Source organism: Variovorax sp. Root411, assembly GCF_001425205.1.
Lineage (GTDB): Bacteria > Pseudomonadota > Gammaproteobacteria > Burkholderiales > Burkholderiaceae_C > Variovorax.
On the sequence record NZ_LMDW01000012.1, the window covers coordinates 657,981 to 683,397 of the forward strand.

A 25,417-nucleotide genomic window follows, 5' to 3' on the forward strand; every position below is an offset into this window, starting at 1 on the left:
GCGACCCTGCAGATCGTCTGGCCGCCCGAAGGGGCCACGGTGCAATTGGGTGCCGATGTCGAGCGCGCCATCGGCGTGGTCGTTCAGAGCAACTACAAGCTGCTGGCAACTCGCGCAGGGAGTTCATGGCAAGGGTGTCCGGAAGATTTGTCGCGCGGCTTCGATGGTGGCGGCGATGTCGTCGTCGCTGTGGGCTGCGCTCACGAAGCCGGCCTCGTAGAGTGCCGGGGCAATATACACGCCGCGGTCCAGCAAACCATGGAACAGCGCGTTGAACTTCGCGTTGTCGGTCGTCATCACGGTGGCATAGTTTTGCGGCAGGTCATTCATGAGGAAGAAGCCGAACATGCCGCCTTCGCTGTCGGCATTGAAGGGCTGGCCCTCGGCCGCGGCTGCGGCCTTCAGGCCGTCGACCAGCGAGCGCGTCTTCTTGCCGAGCGCTTCATAGAAGCCGGGCCTCGCGATCTCCTTCAGCGTGGCGAGGCCGCAGGCCGTGGCCACCGGATTGCCCGACAGCGTGCCTGCCTGGTAGACCGGACCCAGCGGCGCCAGCTGCTCCATGATCGCGCGCGGACCACCGAAGGCCGCAAGCGGCATGCCGCCGCCGATGACCTTGCCGAGCACCGTGAGGTCGGGCTTGATGCCGAGCACGCCCTGTGCGCCGTGCAGGCCCACGCGGAAGCCGGTCATCACTTCATCGAATATCAATAGCGCGCCGTGCTTGGTGCACAACTCGCGGCAGCGCTGGGCGAACTCGGGCGTGGCGCGCACGAAGTTCATGTTGCCGGCGATGGCCTCGATCATCAGGCAGGCGATGTCGTTGCCGTGCAGCGAGAAGGCTTCTTCGAGCTGCTGCAGGTTGTTGTACTCGAGCACGATGGTGTGCTGCACCACCTCGGGCGGCACGCCGGCCGAGGTCGGGTTGCCGAAGGTGGCGAGGCCGGAGCCGGCCTTCACCAGCAGCGCATCGGCATGGCCGTGGTAGCAGCCCTCGAACTTGACGATGCTCTTGCGGCCGGTGGCGCCGCGCGCCAGGCGCAGCGCGCTCATGGCGGCCTCGGTGCCCGAACTCACGAGCCGCACCATTTCCATCGACGGCACCAGCGCGAGGATGGCCTCCGCCAGTTCGATCTCGCGCTCGGTCGGTGCGCCGTAGGAGAAGCCTTCGAGCACGGCTTTCTGCACTGCTTCGACCACGGCGGGGTGCCCGTGGCCCAGGATCATCGGGCCCCAGGAGCCGATGTAGTCGATGTAGCGCTTGTCGTTGGCGTCCCAGAAGTAGGCGCCCTGGGCGCGCTGGATGAAGCGGGGCGTGCCGCCTACGGCCTTGAAGGCGCGCACGGGCGAGTTGACGCCCCCGGGGATCACGGCGCGGGCGCGCTCGAAAAGAATGTCGTTGCGGTCAGTCATCAGTGTCGAGTGTCGTGGGGTGGGAGGGCGAAGTCCGGCTCGGCGTCCGGGTTGTCGTCGTCATCATCGTCCTCGGGCTCGGCCCAGAACAGGCGGTCGGGCAGCACGTGGCCCATGCCGGGGCGGAAGCCCGCGTCGAGGCATCGGTCCATATAGGCCAGCGCCTCGCTGGTCGCGGCCACGAGGTCGGTGCCGCTGGCCAGCAGGGCGGCCAGCGCGGCCGACAGGGTGTCGCCCGCACCGGCGAAGACGGCTTCGAGCCGCTCGTACTTCTCGCTGGCGAGCACCGACTGCGGCGAGGCCAGCACGTTGTCGATGAACTGCTCGGGCAGCATCAGGCCGGTCACGAGGGTGTAGGGCACGCCGAACTCGCCGGCAGCCTTGGCAATGTCGCGCGCAGTGGGCGGTCGCTCCCCGTTCCAGTCCGGAAGCAGCCAGCGCCACAGCGTACTGTGGTTTCCTACCAACACTGTCGTTTGAGGCAAAACAAGTTCCCGAAAAGCGTCCAGATAGGGCTCGATCAGGTTCTCGTCCCACCACGAAAGGTTGGGCATGTAGGCCACCACGGGCACCTCGGGATAGTCGGCGGCGGTCTCGGCGATGGTGCTCAGGGCCTCGGTGGTGCCGGCAAAACCCACCTTGATCAACTGGACTTCCACATCTTCCAGGATGGCGCGCGCCTGCTCGGCGATGGCCTCTTCATCGAAGGGAAAGTGGTCGAAAATCTCGGCCGTGTCCCTGGCGTAGGCCCCTGTGACAACGGGCAGGATGTGTGCGCCCACCGACGCCATGGCGAGGGCGTCGGCGCCCAGTCCGCCCGCCCCGCTTGGGTCGCTGGCATTGAACACCAGCACGCAGGGGGGATTCAGGTCGCGTTCGGCGATCGATTCGTCGTCCTGCGAGGGGTCGTTAAGATCGCCCGGTTTGCGGGTGTTGTCTGCGGAATGTAAGTAGATGGTCATAAGCCGGGCGGAATCCCCTGGATGGTGGCATAGGCGCGACGTTTACCGTCCGCCAGTGAGATACGCATAGATACACTCGTTGCATTTAATGAACAAGGACTTTAAGCTCCGATGAATACGAAAACTTGGATGTGCCTGATTTGTGGGTGGATCTATGACGAAGCGGTTGGTGTACCGGAAGACGGCATCGCGGCAGGCACGGCCTGGGCCGATGTGCCGATGAACTGGACCTGTCCTGAGTGCGGTGCGCGCAAGGAAGACTTCGAAATGGTTGAAATCTGAAAGCATGGCATAGATAGAGCTACGCGGTCTGCGTCGGTGTTCGGCGCGGCGGGCTTCCGAGTCTCATGAGCAGGAGCGTTTGCAATGGGCCCGAATGGATCAGGTTACAAGGTGCTTGTCATCGACGACAGCAACACCATCCGGCGCAGTGCCGAGATTTTTTTGAAGCAGGGTGGGCACGAGGTTCTTCTCGCGGAGGACGGTTTCGACGCGCTCTCCAAGGTCAATGACCACAAGCCGCATCTGATTTTCTGCGACATCCTGATGCCGCGGCTCGACGGCTACCAGACCTGCGCCATCATCAAGCGCAACGCCAATTTTTCCAACGTTCCGGTCGTCATGCTGTCCTCGAAAGACGGTGTATTCGACAAGGCCCGCGGCCGCATGGTCGGTTCGCAAGACTACCTGACCAAGCCTTTCACCAAAGACCAGCTGCTGCAGGCCGTGCAGCAGTTTGGCATCGTTCAACAGGAAGCGCAGTAATGCCCATTCGAAAAATCCTCGTCGTCGACGACTCCAAGACGGAACTGATGTTCCTGACCGACCTCCTCCATAAGAACGGTTTTGCCGTCAAGACGGCCGAAAACGCCGACGACGCCATGCGCCGCCTGGAGGAAGAGCAGCCCGACCTGATCCTCATGGACGTCGTGATGCCCGGCCAGAACGGCTTCCAGCTCACGCGCGCCATCGCCCGCGACCCGAAGTACGCAGCCATCCCGATCATCCTGTGCACCAGCAAGAACCAGGAAACCGATCGCGTCTGGGGCATGCGCCAGGGCGCACGCGACTACATCGTGAAGCCGGTCGATGCGGCCGACCTGATGTCCAAGATCAGCGCGCTGGCCTGAGCGGAAGTCTGCTGAACCCATGGCGAATCGCGACGCTCTGAGAGCCTTCCAGTCCCGGCTGGCGAGCCGCCTGCAGGCGGCTCGCACGACGGGCGTGGCCGCCACGTGGCTGGCGGTCGAGGCGGGCGAGGGCAAATACCTCTTCCCGCTGGGACACGCCGGCGAAATCTTTCCCTGGACGCCGCCACAGCCCGTGCCCTACACGGAGCCGTGGTTCCTCGGTGTTGCCAACCTGCGCGGCGGCCTCTATGGCGTCGTGCAGCTGTCGGCATTCGCCACCGGCGTTCCGGGCGCGCTGGCCGCTACCGAGGCGGCCCGCGTCCAGTCGCGGCTCGTTGCTTTCAACGAGCTGCTCGAAGTCAACTGCGCTTTGCTGGTCGATCGACTGGCGGGGTTGCGGGGTGCGGAGGCCTTCACGGCCTCCGAGCCTCCTGGCGCAGAAGCACCTGCCTGGCATGGGCATCTGTTTACCGACGCGGCGGGAGAACGCTGGCAGGAAGTCAACCTGCAGGCGCTTTCCCAGCAACCCCAGTTTTTGAGCATTGGTGCGTAGTGCCCCCGCACACCGCACCGGAAACCATCTGAAGGACCGACCGTGAGCTCGATCGCCGACAAGTTCAAGAAATTACTGCCCGTGACCAACGGGAACGACAATGCCCGCGTCGATGGCTCCGGTTCCACGTTGTCTATCGACGACGTAGACACCGTCCAGGTCCCGGACGAGAAAACCGTGCGCCTCGCCAAGAAGGGGGCCGCGCCCGCGGACACCGGCTTCAGCGACCTCGACCTGCCGGGCGGTGGCGGCGACGCCGCCAACGAGCCGGGCGCTGCGGTTGCCGAAGCGGAGCTCGACACCACTGGCGGCCGCGCGGGCTCCAATCCGGCGCGGCAGCAGCGTATCCTGGCCATCATGCTGGCGGTCGCGGTGCTGTTGCTGTTGCTGGTGGCCGGCTCCGCCATCCTTCGCGCGGAACGCCTGGCGCAGCAGGTGGCTGCCACCGGCCAGTCGCTGATGCAGTCGCAGCGCCTTGCCAAGTCGATCTCGCAGGCCCTCGTCGGCAGCGCCTCGGCGTTCGTCGAAGTGAAGGACAGCGCCGACGACCTCTCGCGCCGCGTCGCGGGTCTGACCAACGGCGACGACTCGTTGCACTTGGAGCGAGTCGGCAACCAGTACGACGAGGAGATGAACAAGATCAATCCCCTCGTCACCCGCGCCGATGCCAGCGCCAAGGCCGTGCTGGCCCAGCGCCAGATCCTGACGCAGGTGGGAACCGCCTTGCGCGACATCAACCAGCAGTCGTCCACGCTGCTCGAAATGACGGAAACCGTCGCGTCGCTGAAGATGCAGCAGAACGCCACGCTGCCCGAGATCTCGGCCGCCGGCCAGCTCGTGATGCTGACGCAGCGCATCGGCAAGTCGACCAACGAGTTCTTCACGGTCGAGGGTGTGAACCCCGACGCCGTGTTCCTGCTGGGCAAGGACTTGAACACCTTCCAGGAAACCACCCGCGGCCTGCTCGACGGCAATGCGCAGCAGCGCTTCCCCGGCTCGAAAGACCCGCAGACGCGCCAGCAGCTCGAAGCCATCCTGAAGACCTACGAGCAGATGCGCACGCAGGCTTCCGCCATTCTGGGCAACCTGCAAGGCCTGGTGGCGGCACGCGAAGCGCAGGCTTCCATCCTGACCGACAGCGAGCCGCTGCGTAAGTCGCTCGGCGACCTGCAGGACAAGCTCTCCGCACGCACCGGCCTCGGCGCCGGAACGATCGTGCTGCTGTTCGTGCTGTCGCTGGCCGCCCTGGCCCTCGCCGGCGCCATCGGTTTCGTGCAGGTGCGCGAAGGCCGCGAACGCGCCGCCAACGCCGAGCGCGAACGCCTGGCCGCCGAGCAGTCTTCCGAAGAGGTGGGCCGCATCAACAACGCCAACCAGGCCGCCATTCTTCGCCTGATGAACGAACTGCAGACAGTGGCCGAAGGCGACCTGACGCAGGAAGCCACCGTGACCGAGGACATCACCGGCGCCATCGCCGACTCGGTGAACTACACGGTGGAAGAACTGCGCCTGCTGGTGGGCAACGTGCAGAACACGGCGACCCGCGTGGCGCAGACGACGTCGCAGGTGGAAAGCACCTCGACCGAGCTGCTCGCCGCCTCGACCGAGCAGCTGCGCGAGATTCGCGAAACCGGCCAGTCGGTGCTGACCATGGCCGAGCGAATCAACGGCGTGTCCACGCAGGCGCAAGAGTCCGCGACGGTGGCGCGCCAGTCGCTGCAGGCCGCATCCTCGGGCCTGCAGGCCGTGCAGAACGCCATCGGCGGTATGAACTCCATCCGCGACCAGATCCAGGAAACCTCCAAGCGGATCAAGCGCCTGGGCGAGTCGTCGCAGGAGATCGGTGAAATCACCGAGCTGATCTCGGACATTACCGAACAGACGAACGTGCTGGCGCTGAACGCCGCCATCCAGGCCGCATCCGCCGGTGAAGCCGGCCGAGGATTCTCGGTGGTGGCGGAAGAAGTTCAGCGACTGGCCGAACGCTCCGCAGACGCCACGCGCCAGATTTCGGCGCTGGTGAAGGCGATTCAGACCGACACCCAGGATGCGGTAGGCGCCATGGAGCGCTCCACGCAGGGTGTGGTCGAAGGGGCCAAGCTGTCCGACAACGCCGGTACCGCGCTGACCGAGATCGACCGCGTGTCGCGCCGCCTTGCCGAGCTGATCGAGCAGATTTCGCAATCCGCCTCCCGCGAAGCCGATTCGGCCAACGTGGTGGCCGCGAACATCCAGCACATTTTTGCCGTGACGGAACAGACCGGCGAAGGCACGCGTACCACCGCCCAGCAGGTGCGCGAGCTGTCACAGATGGCCGAAGAACTGCGTCGTTCGGTGGCCCGTTTCAAGATTGCCTGACCCCCGATAGATAAGAACGGCGAGCACCCAACGTGTCGATTCAAACCCCTGCCACGGCCCCCCTCGCCGGCAACATGCCGGCCACCGAAGACCTCGGGCCGCTGGCCTGGGTGCTGGGAGAAATCCAGAAATCCCTTGACGGTGTAGGCAAGTCGCTGCGGCGCTTCGTGCGCGACGTGGACGCTGCTGCGGCCGAGCCCGAGAGCGGCCCGCTGCAGATGGCCCGCCAGCAATTGCACCAGGCCGTCGGCGCCCTCCAGATGGTGGGGCATGCCTCGCCCGCGCTGGTGCTTGGCGCCATCGAGTTCGCGGTGCAGGGCTTCATTGCCGAACCGCAGCGCTGCACCGACGCCGCAGTGCTCAAGATCGAGCGTGCCGGCTTCGCTGTCGTCGACTTCCTGAACGCCCTGCTGGCCGGCAAGCCCGTGTCGTCGGTGGGGCTGTTCCCCCAGTACCGCGACGTGCTGGAACTGGTCGGCAACGAGCGCGTGCACCCGGCCGACCTGTGGAGCACCGCGTGGCGCTGGGTCGAGATCAAGCCCGCGCTCACGCAGGCCGCCGTGGCCTACGACCCGGCCGTGCGCTCGCGGCTCGACCGCGAAGTGCTGCAGCTGGTCAAGACCGGCGACGTGCACGCCGCGCGCCGGCTGCATGCGCTGTGCCTGGGGCTCGGACGCGGCGCGCTGCTGCCCCGCGTCGCCAGCTTCTGGACCCTGGCCGCCGGCTTCTTCGAAGCCCTGGCCACCGGCCTGGTCGCGCCCGACGCCTACGTCAAACGCGCCGCCTCGCGCGTGCTGCTGCAATACGCCACGCTCGCGCGCGGCGACAGCCTGGTGTCCGACCGTCTCGGCCAGGACCTGCTGTTCTTCTGCGCTCAGGCCGTGCCCGCCGGCAGCGACGACGCCGCCACGCTGCGCACTGTGCGCAGTGCCTGGGGCATCGCCAGCGAGCCGCGCGTCGACTACACCGTCGAGCAGTTCGGCCGCTTCGATCCGCTGGTGCTGCAGCAAGCCCGCAAGCGCATCGAGACCGCCAAGGAAATGTGGTCGGCGCTCTCGGGCGGCGACATCACCCGCACGCGCCAGGTGGCCGATACCTTCGCGCAGCTCGGCGAATCGCTGCAGAAGCTGCATCCGCCGAGCCTGCCGATGGTGCAGGCCCTGACCCACGCGGTCGAAGCCTCCGTGCGCACAGGCCAGGCGCCCGGTACCGAACTCGCGATGGAAGTCGCCACGTCGGTGCTGTACCTGGAAGCCGCGCTCGAAGACCTCGACCCGAGCGATCCGCAGCTCACGGCCCGTACGCTGCAGCTGGCGGGGCGCATCGAACGCGTGCGCGCGGGCGGCCATTCCGAGCCGCTCGAGCCGTGGATGGAAGACCTCTACCGCCGCGTGAGCGACCGCCAGACCATGGGCACCGTGGTCGACGAGCTGCGCAGCCACCTGAGCGAGCTCGAGAAATCGCTCGACCAGTATTTCCGCCGCCCGGCCGAAAAAGGCCTGCTGCGCACCGTGCCGACGCAGCTGCTGCAGATGCGCGGCGTGTTCTCCGTGCTCGGCCTCGACCAGGCCGCGCTCACCGTGCAGCGCATGCGCGACGACGTCGAGGCGATGCTCGTCAGCACCTCGCCGGCCGAGGAAATGGCCGGCTTCGACGCGCTGGGCAACAACCTTGGCGCGCTCGGCTTCCTGATCGACATGCTGGGCTACCAGCCCGCGCTGGCCAAGCGCCTGTTCGTGTTCGACGCCGAAGCCGGCGAACTCAAGCCGCTGATGGGCCGCCAGGCCACCGACAGCACGGCCGACGCTGCCGCCCCGAGCCAGGCTCCGGCCGCCGAAGCCGTGCTCAGCATCGAGGAAGTCGACGCCCAGATTGCCTCGAAGCTCGCCGCACTGGCCACGCCCAACCGCAAGGCCAAGGTCTCGCCGATCGAGGAATTCAGCAACAAGGCCGACAGCTGGACGAACAAGATCACCGGCCCGAGCGCGCTGCCCGACACCGAAGTCACCGAGCTCGAAGAAGACGACCTGCAGAACATCTTCCTTGACGAAGCCCGCGAAGTGGTGGAAAACGGCCTGGCCGCCATCGCCGAACTCGCCGGCTACCCGGACGACACCGAAGAACTCACGATCCTGCGGCGTGCCTTCCACACGCTCAAGGGCAGCTCGCGCATGGTCGGCCTCACCGATTTCGGCGATGCCGCCTGGTCGCTCGAACAGGTGCTCAACACCTGGCTGGCCGACCAGCGTCCCGCCACGCCGGAACTGCTGTCGGGCACCGAGCGCACGCTGAAGGAATTCGGCCAATGGGTCGAGGCCATCGCCTCGGGTTCCGCGCACGGCTGGCAGTCCACACAGTTCAGCCGCGTGGCCAACGCGCTGCTGGCCGGCGAGCCCGTGCCCCCGCCGGTGCGCATGGCCGACGCCGAGGCCCTGGCGGTCGCCGCGCGCCACATCGCAGCCGAAGAGCCTGTGACCGCGCCCGCACCTCTTCTCGAGGTTCCGGCGCCGGTGGCGGCGGAACTGCCGCCGCTGCAGCTGCCGGATCTGCCCGACCTGTCGCTGGCCCCGGAAGTACCTGCGCCCGCACCCGCTGCGGCACCCGAAGCGCCGCTCGAAACCGTGGCGTGGCAAGAGCCCGCCGCGCCCGCTGCACCCGAGACCGACGACGATTTCGCGTCGACCGATTTCATCGACTTCGAGTCGAAGCAGACCACCGAGCCCGCGGCGCTGACAGCCCTGCCGAGCGGCGAGGAGTTCGATTTCCTCTCGCCCGCGAAGACGCCGGTGGCCGCCGAGCCGAAGCTGGCGGAAGCCGAGCCCGTGATCGAAGTCGTCGAAGCGATCGAAGCCACCGTGCCGACCACCGTCGGTCTGCCGGACCTCGATTGGGAGCCCGCGCCGCTGCCCGTGCAGCAGGCTGCCGCCGAGCCGGAAGTCATCGAAGCCGCGGCGCTGCCGCCGCTCGAGGAAGAACCGGCCGCCGAGCCCGAACTGCAATCGGTCGCCGAACCGGAACCCGAACCCGAACTGCCCGCCCCGGCGGTTGCCGAGGTGATCGCGCCCATCTTCGAGGCGCCAGTGGCGCCTGCCGAAGCCCAGATCCTGGTCGCCGACGAAGCGCCCGAGCCCGTCGCCGCGGCTGCCACGCTTGTCGTGTCCGCCGAACCGCAGGAAGAAGCCGCGGAAGACGTCGCAGCCGCGGCCGCGAGCGCCGAAGACCAGGTCAAGGTCATCGGCCCGCTGCGCATCGGCATCCAGCTCTACAACGTCTACCTCAACGAGGCCGACGAATGGTCGCGCCAGCTCGCCACCGACGTCGGTGAATGGGCGCTCGAATCGCACGAACGCCTGCCCGACTCGACCGTCGCGCTGGCCCACTCGCTGGCCGGCAGCTCGGCCACGGTCGGCTTCCACAGCCTGTCGGGCATGGCCCGCCTGCTCGAAGCCGCGCTGCAGCACCTGCAGATGCTCGGCAGTGGCACGCGGGAGCAGGGCATGGTGCTGGTGGCTGCGGCCGACGAGCTGCGCCGCCTGCTGCACCAGTTCGCCGTCGGCTTCCTGCGCGATCCGGCCGAAGGCACGCTGCAGGCGCTGCGCGACATCGCCAATTCGCCGATGCCGACCGAACTCGCCATGCGCGCCGAGGCCCGGCCGCTGCACCAGGTGGTGGTTGCCGATCCCGTCGCCGACGTAGCGCTGGACGATTCCGAAGACGCCATCGACCTGGCCGACGCGGTCGACGTCGACCTGTTCCCGATCTTCGAGGAAGAGGCGGCCGAACTGCTGCCGCAGCTCGGCGAGGCGCTGCGCCAATGGGCGCACCACCCCGACGACGGTGCCCCGCGTGCCTCGGTGCTGCGCACGCTGCACACGCTCAAGGGCAGCGCACGGTTGGCCGGCGCCATGCGCCTGGGCGAGCGCGCGCACCGCATGGAGTCCGAGATCGAAATCCTGGGTTCTCAGGGAGCGGTACGCGCCGACATCGAAAAACTGCTGGCGCGCCTCGACACTCTGCAGGCCACCTTCGACGCATTGCGCGCGGCCGACGACGCCACGCAGGTCGAGCTGGCCCAGATCGTGGCCGCGGCAACCGCCACCGCGCCTGCCGCCCAGCCGCTGCAGGTGGCGACCGAAGTCGGCGTGCCTGCGAACGACGAAATCGCCGCTCCCGTGGCGAGCCTGGAAGACCAGCCTGGCGTTCCCGCGACGCTGCAGCCGCGCCCCGCGCCCGCGCTGCTCACGCCGCTGCGCGCCGCAACGGGCCAGGCCGTGCGCATCCGTACCCAGCTGCTCGACCGCCTGGTCGCGCAGACCGGCGAGGTCATCATCACGCGCTCGCGCCTGGAGGCCGAGCTGGGCCAGCTGCGCGGTTCGCTGTCCGACCTCACGGGCAACCTGGACCGCCTGCGCCAGCAGCTGCGCGACATTGAAGTGCAGGCCGAAAGCCAGATGCAGTCGCGCCTGGCGCAAGCCAAGGACTCGCAGCAGAGCTTCGACCCGCTCGAGTTCGACCGCTTCACCCGCGTGCAGGAACTCACGCGCATGATGGCCGAGTCGGTGAACGACGTGGCCACCGTGCAGCGCACCTTGCAGAAGACCGTGCAGGCCACGGAAGACGACCTGAGCGTGCAGGCACGCCAGACGCGCGAACTGCAGCGCGGCCTGCTGCGCACGCGCATGGTGGAGTTCGAGGGCATTTCCGATCGCCTCTACCGCGTGGTGCGCCAAGCCTCGAAGGACACCGGCAAGCAGGTGCGCCTGGACATCGTCGGCGGCTCCATCGAAATGGACCGCGGCGTGCTCGACCGCATGACGCCGGCCTTCGAGCACCTGTTGCGCAACTGCGTGGCGCACGGCATCGAGAGCGCAGCGGTGCGCGAGAAGGCCGGCAAGGACGCCAGCGGCCTGATCGTCATCGACCTGCACCACGAAGGCAACGACGTCTCGGTGAGCTTCCGCGACGACGGCGCCGGCCTCGACAACAAGCGCATCGCAGAGCGCGCCCGCGCCCTCGGCCTGCTCGACCACGACAAGGAGCTGTCGGCCGAGGAAGCCACCGAGCTGATATTCAAGCCCGGCTTCTCGACGGCAGGGCAGGTCTCCGAACTGGCCGGCCGCGGCATCGGCATGGACGTGGTGCGCGCGCAGATCGCGGCGCTCGGCGGCCGTATCGAAACGCACAGCAACCCCGGCCAGGGCACCACCTTCAAGCTGGTGCTGCCGCTGACCACCGCCGTGACGCACGTGGTGATGCTGCGTGCGGGCGAAGTGTCGATCGGCGTGCCGTCGAATCTGGTGGAACTGGTGCAGCGCGTGGGCGGAACCGACCTCGAGGCGGCCTACCTGCACAACAGCCATCCGTTCGGCAGCGAGCAGGTGCCGTTCTACTGGGCCGGCGCGCTGCTGCAGGCCTCGACCCGCAGCGAACACGCGGCGGCCAGGAACAACACGATCGTGGTCGTGCGAAGCGCCGCGCAGCGCGTGGCCCTGCACGTGGACGAAGTGCTGGGCAACCAGGAAGTCGTGGTCAAGAATCTCGGCCCGCAGCTCGCGCGGCTGCCCGGCCTGGCCGGCATCTCGGTGCTGGCGTCGGGTGCGGTGGCGCTGATCTACAACCCGGTGGCGCTGGCCTCGGTGCATGGCGAACAAGCGCGCGAGCGCCAGGCCGCCGCGCTGGCAGCGCCGGCGCACGGTGCCGCGGCCGAACACGGCGCGCCGCAGCAGCCGCTGCCGACGCTGGCCCCGGTGGCGCCGCAGGTTCCGCTGGTGCTGGTGGTGGACGACTCCATCACCGTGCGCCGCGTCACGCAGCGCCTGCTGCAGCGCGAAGGCTATCGCGTGTCGCTCGCGGCCGATGGCCTGCAGGCGCTCGAACGGCTGCAGCAGGAGCGCCCGGCGGTGGTGCTGTCGGACATCGAGATGCCGCGCATGGACGGCTTCGACCTGGCCCGCAACATCCGCGCCGACGATTCGATGGCCGGCCTGCCGATCATCATGATCACTTCGCGCATCGCCGAGAAGCACCGCGAGTACGCGCGCACGCTGGGCGTGAACCACTACCTCGGCAAGCCGTACTCGGAAGAGGAACTGCTGCGCCTGGTGCGTGCGTACACGAGCGAGCCCGCCGCATTGGCGGCGGCCTGAGTCCGGCATCGGCCGGTCTTCCGAAGCCTAGGGCGCGAGCAGCGCCTTGCGCACCAGGTCGACCTGCCGCGTGCAGTCCATCTTCGCCATCAGCGAAGTGACCTGGCTGCGCACGGTGTGCACCGACACGCCCTGTGCGCCGGCATGCTGCTTGGGTGATTGGCCCGCCACGAGTGCGGCCAGCACGCGCGCCTCGGCGGGCGTGATGTCGAAGGTGCTGCAGAGACTGTTCATCGAGGGTGCTTCCTGCGAACGGCCGAAGCGGATGCGCGCCAGCACCAGCACCTCTTCGCCCAGGCTCAGCTGCGGCGCGGCGCGTGCCAACTGCAGGTGTTCCCGGCCGGCCGGTCCGCCGGGAATGGAGAGGCAGATCAACTGGCGCGATTGCGCGGCCTGCGCAAGGCCGGCTGCCAGCGCCCGCCCTGCCTGTGCGGACGGATGCCAAAGCCGCTGGCCGCGCAGACGCAGCGAGCGGTTCGTGCCGAAGAACTCCTGCGCGCCGGCCGAAGCGCGCAGCACCGTGCCCGTGGGTGTCGCAAGAAAGATCGCTTCGCCGAAGGCCGCGAATGCAGATTCGGCGTCGCCGAGCCACTGCCGGGCCCTTTCGTCGCGCCGCACCAGACCTTGCCAAAGCGCGTGGGTGACGCGTCGGATCCGCGTGCTGTCCAGCAGTTGGCGCGCGGGGGCGGCCGTGTTTCGTTGCACCGTCAGGCCGCCGCGGCGCTGGGGGCCCTGGTCGACGATGCAGGCCAGCATCTGGCGCGCGTCGTGGCGGCACATGAAGTCGGCGTAGTAGGCATTCCTCGAGAGAAAAGTCGACGAAAACAGCTCGTGCGTGTCGAACCAGCTTCCCGGAGGTGCGCCGAGGGTCGGAGGAATCAGGATGTCGTGTGCGCAGAAATGCTGCGCATAGTCGCGCTGGGCGGCGGCCGAGACGTTGACCTGCTGAAAGCTCAGCAGTTCGTTGCCGTTTTCCAGCAGGATGAAGGTGGCGCTGTCGCCGCCAACCACCTGCTGCACGCCTTGCAGCAGATCGGTCCATGGCGGATGAGGATCGTCCAGGTGCGCGATTGCATCGAGCGTGCGCTGCAGTGCGAGATTCCGATTCATGCGATCCCCCCGGCGGAAACGAGCGTTATCTTTTGTTTGCATGATGCGCGCCCCCGCCGCCGGGTGTCAACGCGCAAGGGGTACCTCCGTAGGGCTTCGCCGGTTGCCGCGCATCGTGCATTTGCACGATGCGCCGTGCAGAACGTCCTCCCACACTGCAGAGAACAAAGGTTTGCTTTTTTCAGGCGGACCTTGGCAGTCGACACAACCTGGAGGAAAAAACCATGACTATTCGTTGGACCGGAGCGGCCGTTCTGTCGGCCTGTGCGGGCTTTCTGTTGGCGCTGTCCGCCTGCGGCGGGGGCGGCGGCGGAGGAGGGGGTGGCGGTCTTCCGCCGTTTGGCCTGGGTGGCGCCGCACCCGGTGCCAATCCGCCGTCGCCGGTCACCGTGTCCGGCAAGGTGATGGTGCAGGGCCCGGTCAGCGGGGCGCTGGTCTGCGTGGACCGCAACCGCAGCGGAACCTGCGACGACGGCGAGCCCGCGGCCGCCAAGACCGGCGACGACGGCGCCTACAGCATCGGCTACACGCCGGCCGACGAGGCCGCAGCCGCCGAACTCGCCGCCGCGCCGCTGCTGGCGCAGGTGGACGGCAGCAATCCCTCGCTGCCGGCCTTCTCCAAGGCCTTCACCATGAGCGCGCCCGCCGGACACCGCGCGCAGGTCAATCCGCTGACCTCGCTGCTGCAGGCGGGCGTGGCGGCCGGCCTGGCGCCCGAGCGGGCCGAGGCGCTGGTGCTGCAGCAACTGAGGCTGCCGGAAGCCGCCCAGCTGTACGACTACCAGGGCGTGGCCGTGACCGACCCGGCCCGCTTTGAAGACAACGCCTTCACCGCCGCGCTGATCACCGCCGATGCGCTGCACAGCGGGGTGGCATTGCGCGTGGTCGATACGGCCACCGTCACGCCGGTGGCCTCGGACCAGCTGGCTCGGCTGGATTTCACGAGTGCCGATGCGTACACCGCCCGGACCTATCCGACCGACGGCGTGCCCGACGCCACCGGCAAGCTCAAGCTCACCGACCGGCGCGAAGGCAAGACCGCCGGCGCACCGACCGCGCACGACACGCTCTACGGCGTCTACCTGCAGCTGGGGCCCAACGGCTGGGTGCGCTGCGACGAGAACGCGGCCTTCACCAGCACGCTGGGCACGCCGAGCCGCAGCGACTATTGCGGCGGCACCACGCGCAGCCTCGGCCACACCGCAGTCACCGACATCTCCGGCCGCAAGATGGCCGAGGTGGTGGCCGAGATTCAGGCGGCCGATGGCAACAGCATCTTCGGCGTCGTGCCGTCGGCGGCTTTCGCCAACCCTGACGCCACTTTCCCGGCCGGATCGCAGCTGCGTTACCGCCGCGGAGTGGACTTGGCGCAGCCCTATTCGATCAATCTCGCCATTCCCGCGGAAAAGACCGGCTTCGCCACGCTGGAGGCGTTGATGACGGCCTTCCCGACCTCGGGCGCGAGCCTGCCCGCCGGCACGGGCACCACCAGCCTGGGGGTGCTGGACGAACAGCAGACGCGCATCTTGCGCGTGGCGTTCACCGGTGCGGGCGCGGTGCAGTACTACGCCTGCAACTTCTATCTCGCCACCAGCACTTACGACACCTGCGCGGCCACCGAGGCCGGCACGGTGGAGATTCGCACCGAGGGCGGCGCGCGTGTGCTGGTCTTCAACGGCGGCCATCCGCCGACAGGCGTGTGGCCGCTGCTGCGCACATACGGCGAGTACGGGGGCGCGGTCTACGTGGTGCGCGGAACCAAGTCCGATGCCCGATACAACGTCAACACCGCCCGCCGCCTCAATGGCGTGGCGTGGGAGGCGATGAAGCCCCAGCTGGGCATCGGGAGCGCCGTATGACGCGCAGCTTGTGGCGTGCCGCAGCCTGCGCCGGCGCACTGGCGACCGCAATGGCCACCGGGCCGGCCGCCGCGCAGGCGGGCGAGGGCCTGGAGGGCGAATGGAAGGCGCGCCTCACGGTCAAGAGCGGCAGGCAGTTCGACGGGCAGCTGCAGCTCCAGGCCACCGGCGGGACCTGGCGGGTGCAGCTGCAGAACCCTGGCGACCCCTGCATCGGCATTCCGACGCCGGTGCAATGGCAGCGCCTCGACAGCGGTGCCTACGAGCTGCACTTCCAGGGCAGCAAGGCGCTCACCGGGTGCCGCGACAACATCATCACCTTCCAGCAGCTCGAAGCCGGCACGCTCAGGGGGCGCTCCGACGCCGGCGTGGAGATCGTGCTGACGCGCCGCTGAGCGGCGGCTGGTCCGTGCCGCGCGCCGCCGCGTAGCGCTGCAGCGTCTTCTCGCGCGCCTCGGCGTGATCCACCACCGGCTTGGGATAGGTCTCGCCGAGCGTGATGCCCGCCGCCTCCAGCTCCACCGGCGATGCCAACCACGGCGCATGGATCGCCGCGTTCGACAGCCCCGCGAGTTGCGGCAGGTAGCGGCGGATGAACTTGCCTTCGGGGTCGAAGCGCTCGCTCTGCGTCACCGGATTGAAGATGCGAAAGTAGGGTTGCGCATCGCACCCGCTCGAACTGGCCCACTGCCAGCCCCCGTTGTTCGAGGCCAGCTCGAAGTCGTTCAGGTGCAGCGCGAAGTAGGCTTCGCCGCGCCGCCAGTCCAGCCCCAGGTCCTTGCACAGGAAGCTTGCCACCACCATGCGCAGGCGGTTGTGCATGTAGCCGCTCTGGTTGATCTGCAGCATGGCCGCGTCCACCAGCGGATAGCCGGTGCGGCCTTCGCACCAGGCGTCGAACAGCTGGTCGGCGTGCTTGCCGTGGTGCCACTGGATCCTGTTGTACTCGGGCCGGAAGCTCTTCGACTCGCCGCCTTTGTGCACATGCGGAAAGTGCGCGAGCACCTGAAAGTAGAACTCGCGCCAGATCAGCTCGCTCAGCCAGGTCGCCGCCCCTGCATTGCCCTGCAGCGAAAGCTGGTGCGCCAGGCTCGCCATTTGCCGGATCGACACCGTGCCGAAGCGCAGGTGCACGCCCATGTAGCTGGGCCCCCGCACGGCCGGGAAGTTGCGCGCCTCGCCGTAGCGGTCGATGCGCTCGAAGAAGTCCTCGAACAGCAGGCCCGCGCCGCGCGTGCCGGTGGGAATCTCCAGCGCCGAGAGGTTGCTCTTCTCGAAGCCGATCTCCCGCAGCGCGGGCACCGGCTCTCCATAGGCCTGGGGCGAGGGCGCCAGCGCGTCGGCGTGGCTGCGCACCGGATACGACTTCAGGAAGAACGAATCGACCTTCGCCAGCCAGGCCCGCTTGTAGGGCGTGAACACCGTGTAGGGCTGGCCGGTCTTGGTCATGACCTCGTCGCGGTCGAAGACGGTCGAGTCTTTGTAGGTGTGGAAGGCCACGCCCGCGTTGGCCAGCGCGCCGAACACCCTGGCGTCGCGCTCCAGCGCGTCGGGCTCGTCGTCGCGGTTGGCGAACACCGCCTGCACACCGAGTTCGCGGGCCAGCGCCGGAATCTCCTGCACCGCCGCCGCATGCCGCACGACCAGCCCGCCGCCCAGTGCGCGCAGCTCGGCTTCGAGCTCCACCAGCGATTCCCGGATGAATTCCACCCGGCGGTCGACCGCGGGCAGGGCGTCCAGGATGGCCTTGTCGAACACAAAAGCGCAGACCACCTGGCGGCAGGCCCGCAGCGCCCGATACAGGGCCGCGTTGTCGTCCACCCGGAGGTCGCGGCGGAACCACATGAGCCCTTTGGGATAGGTCTTGTCGACGGCCAGTAAAATCGGGGGCATATGGCCGCCGATTCTGCCCCGATGAACCTCACGCATCACTTTCTGATAGCGATGCCCGGGATGGAAGACAAAACTTTCAACCGCAGCGTCGTGTACCTCTGCGAACACAGCGAGCGCGGTGCGCTCGGCCTCGTGATCAACAAACCCAGCGACATCAACCTCAAGGTGCTGTTCGAGAAAATCGAACTCCACCTGACCCGCCCCGAACTGGGCGAGGCCCCCGTCTTCCAGGGCGGCCCGGTGCAGACCGAACGCGGCTTCGTGCTGCACGAGCCGGTCTTCACGCAGGCCGAGAAGCCCGAGGAATCGGTCTATGCCTCGACCATGACTATCCCGGGCGGGCTCGAAATGACCACCTCCAAGGACGTGCTCGAAGCCTTGGCCACCGGCGCGGGCCCGCGCAAGGTGCTGGTTTCGCTGGGCTATGCGGCCTGGGGCGAGGGCCAGCTTGAATCGGAATTGGCCGAGAACAGTTGGCTCACCGTGGGCGCCGACCCGGCCGTGATCTTCGATACGCCAGTCGAGCAACGCTACGACAAGGCGCTGATGCTGCTGGGGCTCGAAGCGTGGAAGCTGTCCCCCGATGCCGGACACGCATGAACGACGTCATGTCCGACGCGCCCGCATCCGTCCCCGTTTCCGTTCCTGCCCCTGTTCCCGCCCATTTTCAGAGCTTCCTGGCCTTCGACTACGGCACCAAGCGCACGGGTGTGGCCAGCGGCAACCGGCTGCTGAACACCGCCACCCCGCAGCCCACCATCAAGGCCGAGGGCGCCGACGCCCGCTTCGCGCAGGTCGAGGCGCGCATCAAGGAATGGCAGCCCGACGCGCTGGTAGTAGGCGTGCCCTACCACCCCGACGGCGCGCCGCACGAGAACACCCGCCGCGCGCAGAAGTTCGCGCGCCAGCTGCGCGGCCGTTTCAATCTCCAGGTGTTCGAGGTCGACGAGCGCTACAGCACCACCGAGGCGCTGTCGTCGGGTGCGCGCGACGCCGATGCCGCTTCGGCCTGCATCATCCTGGAACAATTTTTGAGGAGTCTCCAGCAATGAAGCTCTCCCCCAGGCTTCGCGCACTTCGTGTCGCTTCTCCTTCCCCCTCACCGGGGGCAACACCAGTGGCCCGGCAAAGCCGGTTCCACGGTGTTCCCCGAGTTTTCCTTTCCCCCTGCCTTGTCCTGGAGCAATCATCGTGAGCCCTGTCGTGCCTGACGCGGAGTTGTTGTATCTCGATCTGCTCGCCGGCGTGAAGGCGCTGATGCGCCCCGAAACCAAACTGGTGGGCATCACCTCCGGCGGCGCCTGGCTGGTCGAGCGGCTGCAGAAGGACCTGGGCCTGGGCGGCGCTCCCGGCATCATCTCGTCGGCCATGCACCGCGACGACTTCGCGCGCCGCGGCCTCTCGGCCAGTGCGCAGACCGCGCTGCCCTTCGACGTGAACGGTGCCGACGTGCTGCTGCTCGACGACGTGCTCTACACCGGCCGCACCATCCGCGCCGTGCTCAACGAGCTGTTCGACTTCGGCCGGCCGGCCTGCGTGCGCCTCGCGGTGCTGGTGGACCGTGGGGGCCGTGAACTGCCCGTGGCAGCCGACTTCGCCGCAACGACGCTCACCCTGCCGAACACGCAACTGCTCGCCCTCGCACGCGCCGAAGATGGCGCCTTCAGCCTCAAGGTGGAGGAAAACCGCTGATGCTCTACAAGCGAAACCCCCAGCTCAACAAGAACGGCGAGCTGATCCACCTGCTGTCGATCGAGGGCCTGCCCAAGGACATCGTCACGCACATCCTCGACACCGCCGCCAACTTCACCAGCGTGAGCGACCGCGAGGTGAAGAAGGTGCCGCTCTTGCGCGGCAAGAGCGTGTTCAACCTGTTCTTCGAGAACTCCACGCGCACGCGCACCACCTTCGAGATCGCGGCCAAGCGCCTGAGCGCCGACGTCATCAACCTCGACATCGCACGCTCCTCAGCCACCAAGGGCGAGTCGCTGCTCGACACCATCGCCAACCTGAGCGCGATGGCCGCCGACCTGTTCGTGGTGCGCCACAGCGAGTCGGGCGCGCCGTACCTGATCGCTCAGCACGTCGCGCCGCATGTGCACGTGGTGAATGCCGGCGACGGCCGCCACGCGCACCCGACGCAGGGGCTGCTCGACATGTACACGATCAGACATTACAAGAAGGACTTCGCGAATCTCACGGTCGCGATCGTCGGCGACGTGCTGCATTCGCGCGTGGCGCGCTCCGACATCCACGCGCTCACCACGCTCGGCTGCGCCGAAGTGCGCGTGGTCGGCCCCAAGACGCTGGTCCCCGGCGACATGGCCGGCATGGGCGTGCGCGTGTGCCACACGCTCGAGGAAGGCATCAAGGACTGCGACGTCGTCATCATGCTGCGCCTGCAGAACGAGCGCATGAGCGGCGCGCTGCTGCCTTCGTCGCAGGAGTTCTTCAAGACCTTCGGCCTCACGCCCGAGAAGCTGCAGCTGGCCAAGCCCGACGCCATCGTGATGCACCCCGGCCCGATCAACCGCGGCGTCGAGATCGACTCCGCCGTGGTCGATGGCAAGCAGAGCGTGATCCTTCCGCAGGTCACCTTCGGCATCGCCGTGCGAATGGCGGTGATGAGCATCGTCGCAGGGAACGAAGCATAGACATGTTGCTCGCCCCCAGTCTTCGCGCACTTCGTGTCGCTTCGCCAACCCCCTACCGGGGGCAACACCGGTGGCCCGGCAAAGCCGGTTCCACGGTGTTTCCCAAAAAGGCCATGACTGTCACCGGAAGTACAGACGCATGAACATCCACATCACCAACGGCCGTGTCATCGACCCCGCATCGGGCACCGACAAGAAGGCCGACATCGCCATCGCCGACGGCAAGATCGCCGGCATCGGCAGCAGCATTCCGGCCGGCTTCAAGGCCGACCGCACCATCGACGCCACGGGCTGCATCGTCGCCCCCGGCCTCGTTGACCTCGCCGCGCGCCTGCGCGAGCCTGGCTACGAACACGAGGGCATGCTCGAAAGCGAAATGGCCGCGGCCATTGCCGGCGGCGTGACCAGCCTCGTTTGCCCGCCCGACACCGACCCCGTGCTCGACGAGCCCGGCCTGGTCGAGATGCTCAAGTTCCGCGCCGAGAAGCTGCAGCGAGCACGCCTGTTCCCGCTCGGTGCGCTCACGCGCGGCCTGGCCGGCGGCGTGCTGACCGAAATGGCCGAACTCACCGAAGCCGGCTGCATCGGCTTCAGCCAGGCCGACGTGCCGCTGGCCGACACGCAGGTGCTGCAGCGCGCGCTGTCGTACGCCAGCACCTTCGGCTACACCGTGTGGCTGCGTCCGCAGGACCGCGACCTCGGCAAGGGCGTCGCGGCCAGTGGCCCGCTGGCCACGCGCCTGGGCCTCGCGGGCGTGCCCGTGTCGGCCGAGACCATCGCCATCTTCACCATCGTCGAGCTCATGAAGGCCACCGGCGCGCGCGTGCACCTGTGCCGCATCTCCAGCGCGCGCGGCGTGGCCCTGGTGCGCGAAGCCAAGGCGCAGGGCCTGCCGCTCACCTGCGACGTCAGCATCAATTCGCTGCACCTTGCTGACACCGACATCGGCTACTTCGACAGCCGCGCGCGCCTGAACCCGCCGCTGCGCCAGCAAGGCGACCGCGAGGCGCTCTCGGCCGGGCTGGCCGACGGCACCATCGACGCGCTGGTGTCAGACCACACGCCGGTCGAGGCCGACGCCAAGACGCTGCCTTTTGCCGAAGCCGAACCCGGCGCGACCGGCCTCGAACTGCTGCTGCCGCTCGCGCTGCAGTGGGGCGAACGCAGCGGCGCGGGCGTGGCGCGCGCGGTCGAGGTCATCACCTCGGCGCCGGCGCGCCTGCTGACCGCCGCCGATGCGGGCACCGGCATCGGCTGCCTCGTGGAAGGCGGCGTGGCCGACGTGTGCGTGTTCGACCCGGCGCTCGAATGGCAGGTGCAGCCCGATGCGCTCAAGAGCCAGGGCAAGCACACGCCGTTCGCCAGCTACCCCATGCAGGGCCGCGCGCGCCACACGCTGGTGGCCGGCCGCGTCGTCCACGGCTAGAAATGAAGCTCGCCCCCAGTCTTCGCGCACTTCGTGTTGCTACGCCAACCCCCTTGCAGGGGGCAACACCAGCGGCCCGGCAGAGCCGGTTCCGCGGTGTTCCGCGACCATGCATCGACATTGAAGCAAGTAGCTGAGAGGGCGCACGTCCGATGTTTCATTCGCTGAAGGCCTGCTGGCGCCTCCTGCATGCGATTGCGCATGCGCTGGCCGGCTGGTGGACGATCCGCTTCACCTTCCCCGGCCTCTCGCAGCCCGAGCGCAATGCACGCGTGCAGGCATGGTCCAGGCGCATGCTCGAGATCATGGGCATCACGCTCAAGGTGCAGGGCACCCCGCCGCCCGAGGGGCCGGTGCTGCTGATCTGCAACCACCTCTCGTGGCTCGACATCACCTGCATCCATGCGGCGCGCCATGTGCGCTTCGTGTCGAAATCGGACGTCAAGAACTGGCCACTGATCGGCACGCTGTCGAACGGCTCCGGCACGCTCTACATCGAACGCGAACGCCGCCGCGATGCGCTGCGCGTGGTGCACCACATGACCGAGGCGCTGCGCGAGGGCGATCTTATCGGGGTGTTCCCCGAAGGCACGACCAGCGACGGCCGCGGCCTGCTGCCGTTCCATGCCAACCTGCTGCAGGCCGCCATTTCGTCGGGCGCGCCCGTGCTGCCCGCCGCGCTGCGTTTTGCCGATGCAGCCACCGGCGAGACCAGCCAAGCCCCGCGCTACATCGACGACGACAGCCTCGCCGCATCGCTGTGGAACACGCTGCGCGCGCCGCCGCTGCTGGCCATCGTGCGCTTCGGCGAGCCGCAGCATCCGCACGGCCGCGACCGCCGCGCCTGGGCCCGCTCGCTGCATGAAGACGTGCAGCAGTTGCGCCGCGAGACGCACTGACGAGAGGCGGCAAAAAAAGCGCCCCGCGAGAGGGCGCTTAACGGCGCACGGATGCGCCGTGAGGAGGAACCGGTCCCGTCAAAAAACGCCGAAGATCTTGAGGCCGATGATCACGATCAGGGGCACGCCGCACAGCCAGAGGATGATGCTTTTCATGATCAGGTCTCCTTGAAACAGGTAGGCCTGCAGATTGGCCGCACTACAGCCTCCCCGGTGCGGGAGAAAGCAAACCATGCACGTGGGCGGGTGCCTACACGACGGACGACCGGTCAGTTAGCGTTCCTCGTAGTAGCGGCGGTGCTGCTCGCGCTCCCACTGCCGGCGGCGCCACTCACGGCGTTCCGCGCGACGTTCTTCCCAGCGCGGGTCGGACTCGTAGTAGACCGGTGCCGGAGCAGAGTACACGGGCGCCTGCTGGTAGCGCACCGGCGGTGGCGGCTGGTAGTAGGTCGGCGCTGGCTGCGTGTAGACGGGCGCCGGCTCGTAATAGACCGGCGCCGGCTCGCTGACGACCACACCCGGCACGCCGATGCCGATGGACCAACTCGTTCCTGCATTGGCCGATGCGGCCATGCCCAAGGTGCCTGCGGCGACGACGCCGGCAGCGGCCAGCTTGAGAACAGTTCTGCGAAAAGTCATTGGGGACTCCTGGAGGGCGGAAAAAATGAGCCCTCATGGGTGTCCAACGCGCCGCCCCCCGCAACCGCGCACGTCGCTGCTGTGAAGAACGTTCCCAGATGTGACGGGCCTGGTCTCGATCGGCCGCACTCGCATCCACCCGAGCCAGTATCGCCATCACGCCATTGAAGGCGGCCGTCAGCCTGTAGCCGCTGCGTGCAGGCAGATCGCGCTGCGGCGGGCCGCTAATCGCGCATTTGCCACCGATTCCGGTATCGACTTCGGCATCCACGCGGGAGCGCACGACCCTAGCATGAGAGGTCCCGTGTTCCACTTCACCAGACCTTTCATGTCAAACAAATTGCTCGTCAACTTCAACCTCGACCAACTTGGCGAACCGCGCGAATACCGGCCACCGGCGGAGCGCGTCATCGAAGGCGACATCGTGTGCCGCAACTGGGACGTCGACAGCGCCAAGGACGGCAAGGTGCGCGCTGGCGTGTGGGAGTCGACACCCGGTATGAACCACTCCATCAAGGGTGAGACCTGGGAGTTCTGCCTGATCCTGTCCGGCCTGGTCGAAATCACCGAGGAAGGCCAGAGCCCGGTGACTTACAGGGCCGGCGACTGCTTCATCATGAAGCCGGGATACGTCGGCACCTGGCGCACCATCGAAACGGTGCGCAAGGTGTGGGTCATGGCTTGAGGGGGAGGGGACCGGGCTCGATCGCCGGAAGACGTGACGACTGTATGGTTCCACCCAGCGTAGAGATCGCGCGCAATCACGAGCAGCGAAGGTAGCCCGGCCACCACGACAAACGGACCTCTCGAGGTCCGTTTGTCGTGGAACTTCAGGCCTCCAGCGCGAAGCGTTCGTTGTTGTGGGTGGCTACAAGATCCTCACGCGGTTTCACTTCTTTCGCGATGGCTTTGCCCACGACCTTCGCCGCGATCTTGAAGTCATAGGTCGACTGCATGTGGATCCAGCCTTGTGCATCCGCTTCTTCGCCGCCGAAGTAGCGGACCAGGCGCAGTGCCGTGTCGGGCGTGATGCCGCGACGCTCGAGCACGATGTCGTTGACGCGCGAAGCAGGCACATGCAGGGCCTTCGCCAGTGCATTCGCCGTCATGCCGAGCGGCTTCAGATAGTCCTCTCGGAGCACTTCCCCCGGGTGTACCGGCTTCATCCCATCCTTAAACATAAATAGCCCTCTCTAGGTGCTGGTTCCGGCAGACTGGCCGGATCAGTGCGGGTCTTCGATCCCCACTTCGTAGGGGCCCGCATCGCCCCATTTGAAGGTCAGGCGCCACTGCAAGGCCGTACTGGCCGCGTTCGCGAAGGTTTTCGCGGACCCACTACCCAGCCCCCCCGATGCGATGCAGCTCGCGAACTGGCGGCGTGTTGTTGGCCCCGACGGCTTCACGCCTGAGCGGTCGCCAGCACGCTGACCGCTGNTACCCAGCCCCCCCGATGCGATGCAGCTCGCGAACTGGCGGCGTGTTGTTGGCCCCGACGGCTTCACGCCTGAGCGGTCGCCAGCACGCTGACCGCTGAGCTACCCAGTGCCGTGCCCGAGCAAGGATCACGCATGCGAGGGCGTGATGAGGATCTTGCCCTGCCGTTCGCCTGCAGCCGCGGCGGCGACTGCCTCCTTGATCTGCGCCACGTCGTACGTTGCCTGGATCGGAGCGCTGAGCTTGCCCGCGGCGATCAGGCCCGCCAGCTCGGTGAGCAGCGCAAGCTGCTTTTGCTGCGCAGTGGTGCGGAACCAGCGTGCCAGCCAGAAGCCCTTGAGGCATACGTCGCGGAACACCAGTTCGCGGGGCGACACGACGCACGGCTCGCCGCTGAGTGCCCCGTAGTTCACCATGGAGGCTCCTTCKCCCAAGCAGGCGGCGAGCCGCATCGTGGCCTTGCCGCCCACGGCATCGATGCCGAGCTTGATCGCAGCACCTCCAGTCGCGGCCTTCACCCGCTCGGCCAGATCGTCGCCGTCGACCAGCACCACATCGGCGCCCAGGCCTTCCACACCGGCGACGGCCGACTCGCGCCGCACGATGTTGACGGTCTTGAAGCCGCGCAGCTTGGCCAGTTGAACGACATAACTTCCGACACCCGAGTTGGCGCCGTTCTGGATGACCCAGTCGCCCGGCTGCAGGCTGGCGAAATCACTGAGCAACAACGAAGCGGTCGGCGGGTTCACCGTCAGCATGGCGAGCTGCTTCGGATCCGCCGCGTTCGGCAGCGGGACCAGCCGGGCTGCGGCGGCGACAACGTGCGTGGCCCAAGTGCCGCCGCCGGGCGGCAGCAGCACGGTCTGGCCCACCGCCGGGCCTTGGGTGTCAGGGCCCAACTCGACAACACGCCCGACGCCCTCGCTGCCACCGACCGCTGGCAA

Annotated in this window: 23 protein-coding genes; 15 read left to right on the forward strand and 8 right to left on the reverse strand. The window is 67.7% G+C overall.

The window, feature by feature from the left end; all coding sequences use genetic code 11:
- Positions 1-123: 123 nt before the first annotated feature.
- Together hemL and thiD are read right to left on the reverse strand one after the other, a co-directional pair.
- Positions 124-1,410, reverse strand: a complete 1,287-nt coding sequence (gene hemL, locus ASC92_RS13960; protein WP_056516241.1) for a glutamate-1-semialdehyde 2,1-aminomutase — start codon at positions 1,408-1,410, stop codon at positions 124-126.
- Complete coding sequence (gene thiD / locus ASC92_RS13965; RefSeq protein ID WP_056516246.1) at positions 1,410-2,372, reverse strand: bifunctional hydroxymethylpyrimidine kinase/phosphomethylpyrimidine kinase; 963 nt, start codon at positions 2,370-2,372, stop codon at positions 1,410-1,412. Before thiD ends, hemL begins: the two co-directional genes overlap by 1 nt.
- A 111-nt stretch (positions 2,373-2,483) precedes the next feature.
- Here thiD and ASC92_RS13970 point away from each other — a divergent pair, with 111 nt between their 5' ends.
- The 6 genes from ASC92_RS13970 to ASC92_RS13995 all read left to right on the forward strand — a co-directional run bounded on the left by ASC92_RS13970 (position 2,484) and on the right by ASC92_RS13995 (position 12,559).
- Positions 2,484-2,654 carry a rubredoxin gene (locus ASC92_RS13970; RefSeq protein WP_007838397.1) on the forward strand — a complete coding sequence of 57 codons (171 nt, stop codon included), beginning with the start codon at positions 2,484-2,486 and terminating at the stop codon, positions 2,652-2,654.
- 84 nt (positions 2,655-2,738) lie between these two features.
- Positions 2,739-3,137 carry a response regulator gene (locus ASC92_RS13975; protein WP_007838399.1) on the forward strand — a complete coding sequence of 133 codons (399 nt, stop codon included), beginning with the start codon at positions 2,739-2,741 and terminating at the stop codon, positions 3,135-3,137.
- A complete protein-coding gene (locus tag ASC92_RS13980; protein ID WP_056516249.1) occupies positions 3,137-3,502 on the forward strand; it encodes a response regulator in 366 nt (121 codons plus the stop codon). Before ASC92_RS13975 ends, ASC92_RS13980 begins: the two co-directional genes overlap by 1 nt.
- A gap of 19 nt (positions 3,503-3,521) precedes the next feature.
- A complete protein-coding gene (locus ASC92_RS13985; RefSeq protein WP_056516253.1) occupies positions 3,522-4,055 on the forward strand; it encodes a chemotaxis protein CheW in 534 nt (177 codons plus the stop codon).
- A gap of 42 nt (positions 4,056-4,097) precedes the next feature.
- Complete coding sequence (locus ASC92_RS13990; RefSeq protein ID WP_056516256.1) at positions 4,098-6,413, forward strand: methyl-accepting chemotaxis protein; 2,316 nt, start codon at positions 4,098-4,100, stop codon at positions 6,411-6,413.
- 32 nt (positions 6,414-6,445) lie between these two features.
- Entirely contained in the window at positions 6,446-12,559 is a 6,114-nt protein-coding gene (locus ASC92_RS13995) for an Hpt domain-containing protein (RefSeq protein ID WP_056516258.1), read from the forward strand.
- A 27-nt stretch (positions 12,560-12,586) separates the two neighbouring features.
- Here the strand turns inward: ASC92_RS13995 and ASC92_RS14000 are convergent, their stop codons facing one another.
- Positions 12,587-13,669: a helix-turn-helix transcriptional regulator gene (locus ASC92_RS14000; RefSeq protein ID WP_056516261.1), complete on the reverse strand. Its 1,083-nt coding sequence runs from the start codon at positions 13,667-13,669 to the stop codon at positions 12,587-12,589.
- Positions 13,670-13,893: 224 nt separating this feature from the next.
- Here ASC92_RS14000 and ASC92_RS14005 point away from each other — a divergent pair, with 224 nt between their 5' ends.
- Positions 13,894-15,528 carry a hypothetical protein gene (locus ASC92_RS14005; protein ID WP_056516264.1) on the forward strand — a complete coding sequence of 545 codons (1,635 nt, stop codon included), beginning with the start codon at positions 13,894-13,896 and terminating at the stop codon, positions 15,526-15,528.
- Positions 15,525-15,923: a hypothetical protein gene (locus ASC92_RS14010; protein WP_056516267.1), complete on the forward strand. Its 399-nt coding sequence runs from the start codon at positions 15,525-15,527 to the stop codon at positions 15,921-15,923. The genes ASC92_RS14005 and ASC92_RS14010 overlap by 4 nt, the downstream gene beginning before the upstream one ends.
- Here the strand turns inward: ASC92_RS14010 and ASC92_RS14015 are convergent.
- Complete coding sequence (locus ASC92_RS14015; protein WP_056516270.1) at positions 15,874-17,421, reverse strand: cryptochrome/photolyase family protein; 1,548 nt, start codon at positions 17,419-17,421, stop codon at positions 15,874-15,876. The genes ASC92_RS14010 and ASC92_RS14015 overlap by 50 nt on opposite strands.
- On the opposite strand from ASC92_RS14015, the gene ASC92_RS14020 reads away from it, so the two are divergent.
- The 6 genes from ASC92_RS14020 (at position 17,422) to ASC92_RS14045 (ending at position 22,400) form a co-directional block, all read left to right on the forward strand.
- On the forward strand, positions 17,422-18,021 hold the full coding sequence (locus tag ASC92_RS14020; RefSeq protein ID WP_056516273.1) for a YqgE/AlgH family protein: 600 nt from the start codon (positions 17,422-17,424) through the stop codon (positions 18,019-18,021).
- Positions 18,018-18,473 (forward strand): Holliday junction resolvase RuvX, encoded by a 456-nt coding sequence (gene ruvX / locus ASC92_RS14025; RefSeq protein ID WP_157609055.1) that lies wholly within the window; start codon positions 18,018-18,020, stop codon positions 18,471-18,473. Before ASC92_RS14020 ends, ruvX begins: the two co-directional genes overlap by 4 nt.
- Before the next feature lie 139 nt (positions 18,474-18,612).
- Positions 18,613-19,113, forward strand: a complete 501-nt coding sequence (pyrR, locus tag ASC92_RS14030; RefSeq protein WP_082519592.1) for a bifunctional pyr operon transcriptional regulator/uracil phosphoribosyltransferase PyrR — start codon at positions 18,613-18,615, stop codon at positions 19,111-19,113.
- Positions 19,113-20,075 (forward strand): aspartate carbamoyltransferase catalytic subunit, encoded by a 963-nt coding sequence (locus ASC92_RS14035; RefSeq protein WP_056516281.1) that lies wholly within the window; start codon positions 19,113-19,115, stop codon positions 20,073-20,075. Before pyrR ends, ASC92_RS14035 begins: the two co-directional genes overlap by 1 nt.
- A gap of 139 nt (positions 20,076-20,214) precedes the next feature.
- Positions 20,215-21,501 carry a dihydroorotase gene (locus ASC92_RS14040; protein ID WP_056516285.1) on the forward strand — a complete coding sequence of 429 codons (1,287 nt, stop codon included), beginning with the start codon at positions 20,215-20,217 and terminating at the stop codon, positions 21,499-21,501.
- A 152-nt stretch (positions 21,502-21,653) separates the two neighbouring features.
- Positions 21,654-22,400, forward strand: a complete 747-nt coding sequence (locus ASC92_RS14045) for a lysophospholipid acyltransferase family protein (RefSeq protein ID WP_056516287.1) — start codon at positions 21,654-21,656, stop codon at positions 22,398-22,400.
- Between the two features lie 78 nt (positions 22,401-22,478).
- On the opposite strand, the gene ASC92_RS28620 is transcribed toward ASC92_RS14045, so the two are convergent.
- Together ASC92_RS28620 and ASC92_RS14050 are read right to left on the reverse strand one after the other, a co-directional pair.
- Positions 22,479-22,634, reverse strand: coding sequence for a hypothetical protein (locus tag ASC92_RS28620; protein WP_157609056.1), 156 nt, complete (start codon positions 22,632-22,634; stop codon positions 22,479-22,481).
- Between the two features lie 39 nt (positions 22,635-22,673).
- A complete protein-coding gene (locus tag ASC92_RS14050; RefSeq protein ID WP_056516291.1) occupies positions 22,674-23,039 on the reverse strand; it encodes a hypothetical protein in 366 nt (121 codons plus the stop codon).
- 328 nt (positions 23,040-23,367) lie between these two features.
- Between ASC92_RS14050 and ASC92_RS14055 the strand changes: the two genes are divergently transcribed.
- The gene (locus ASC92_RS14055) at positions 23,368-23,724 is read left to right on the forward strand and encodes a cupin domain-containing protein (RefSeq protein WP_056516296.1); all 357 of its coding nucleotides are present in this window, start codon (positions 23,368-23,370) and stop codon (positions 23,722-23,724) included.
- A 145-nt stretch (positions 23,725-23,869) separates the two neighbouring features.
- Here the strand turns inward: ASC92_RS14055 and ASC92_RS14060 are convergent, their stop codons facing one another.
- Positions 23,870-24,220, reverse strand: coding sequence for a HigA family addiction module antitoxin (locus ASC92_RS14060; RefSeq protein WP_056516300.1), 351 nt, complete (start codon positions 24,218-24,220; stop codon positions 23,870-23,872).
- Positions 24,221-24,601: 381 nt separating this feature from the next.
- Positions 24,602-25,417 (reverse strand): zinc-dependent alcohol dehydrogenase family protein (locus ASC92_RS14065; protein WP_056516304.1); only part of this gene is annotated, 816 nt, incomplete at its 5' end.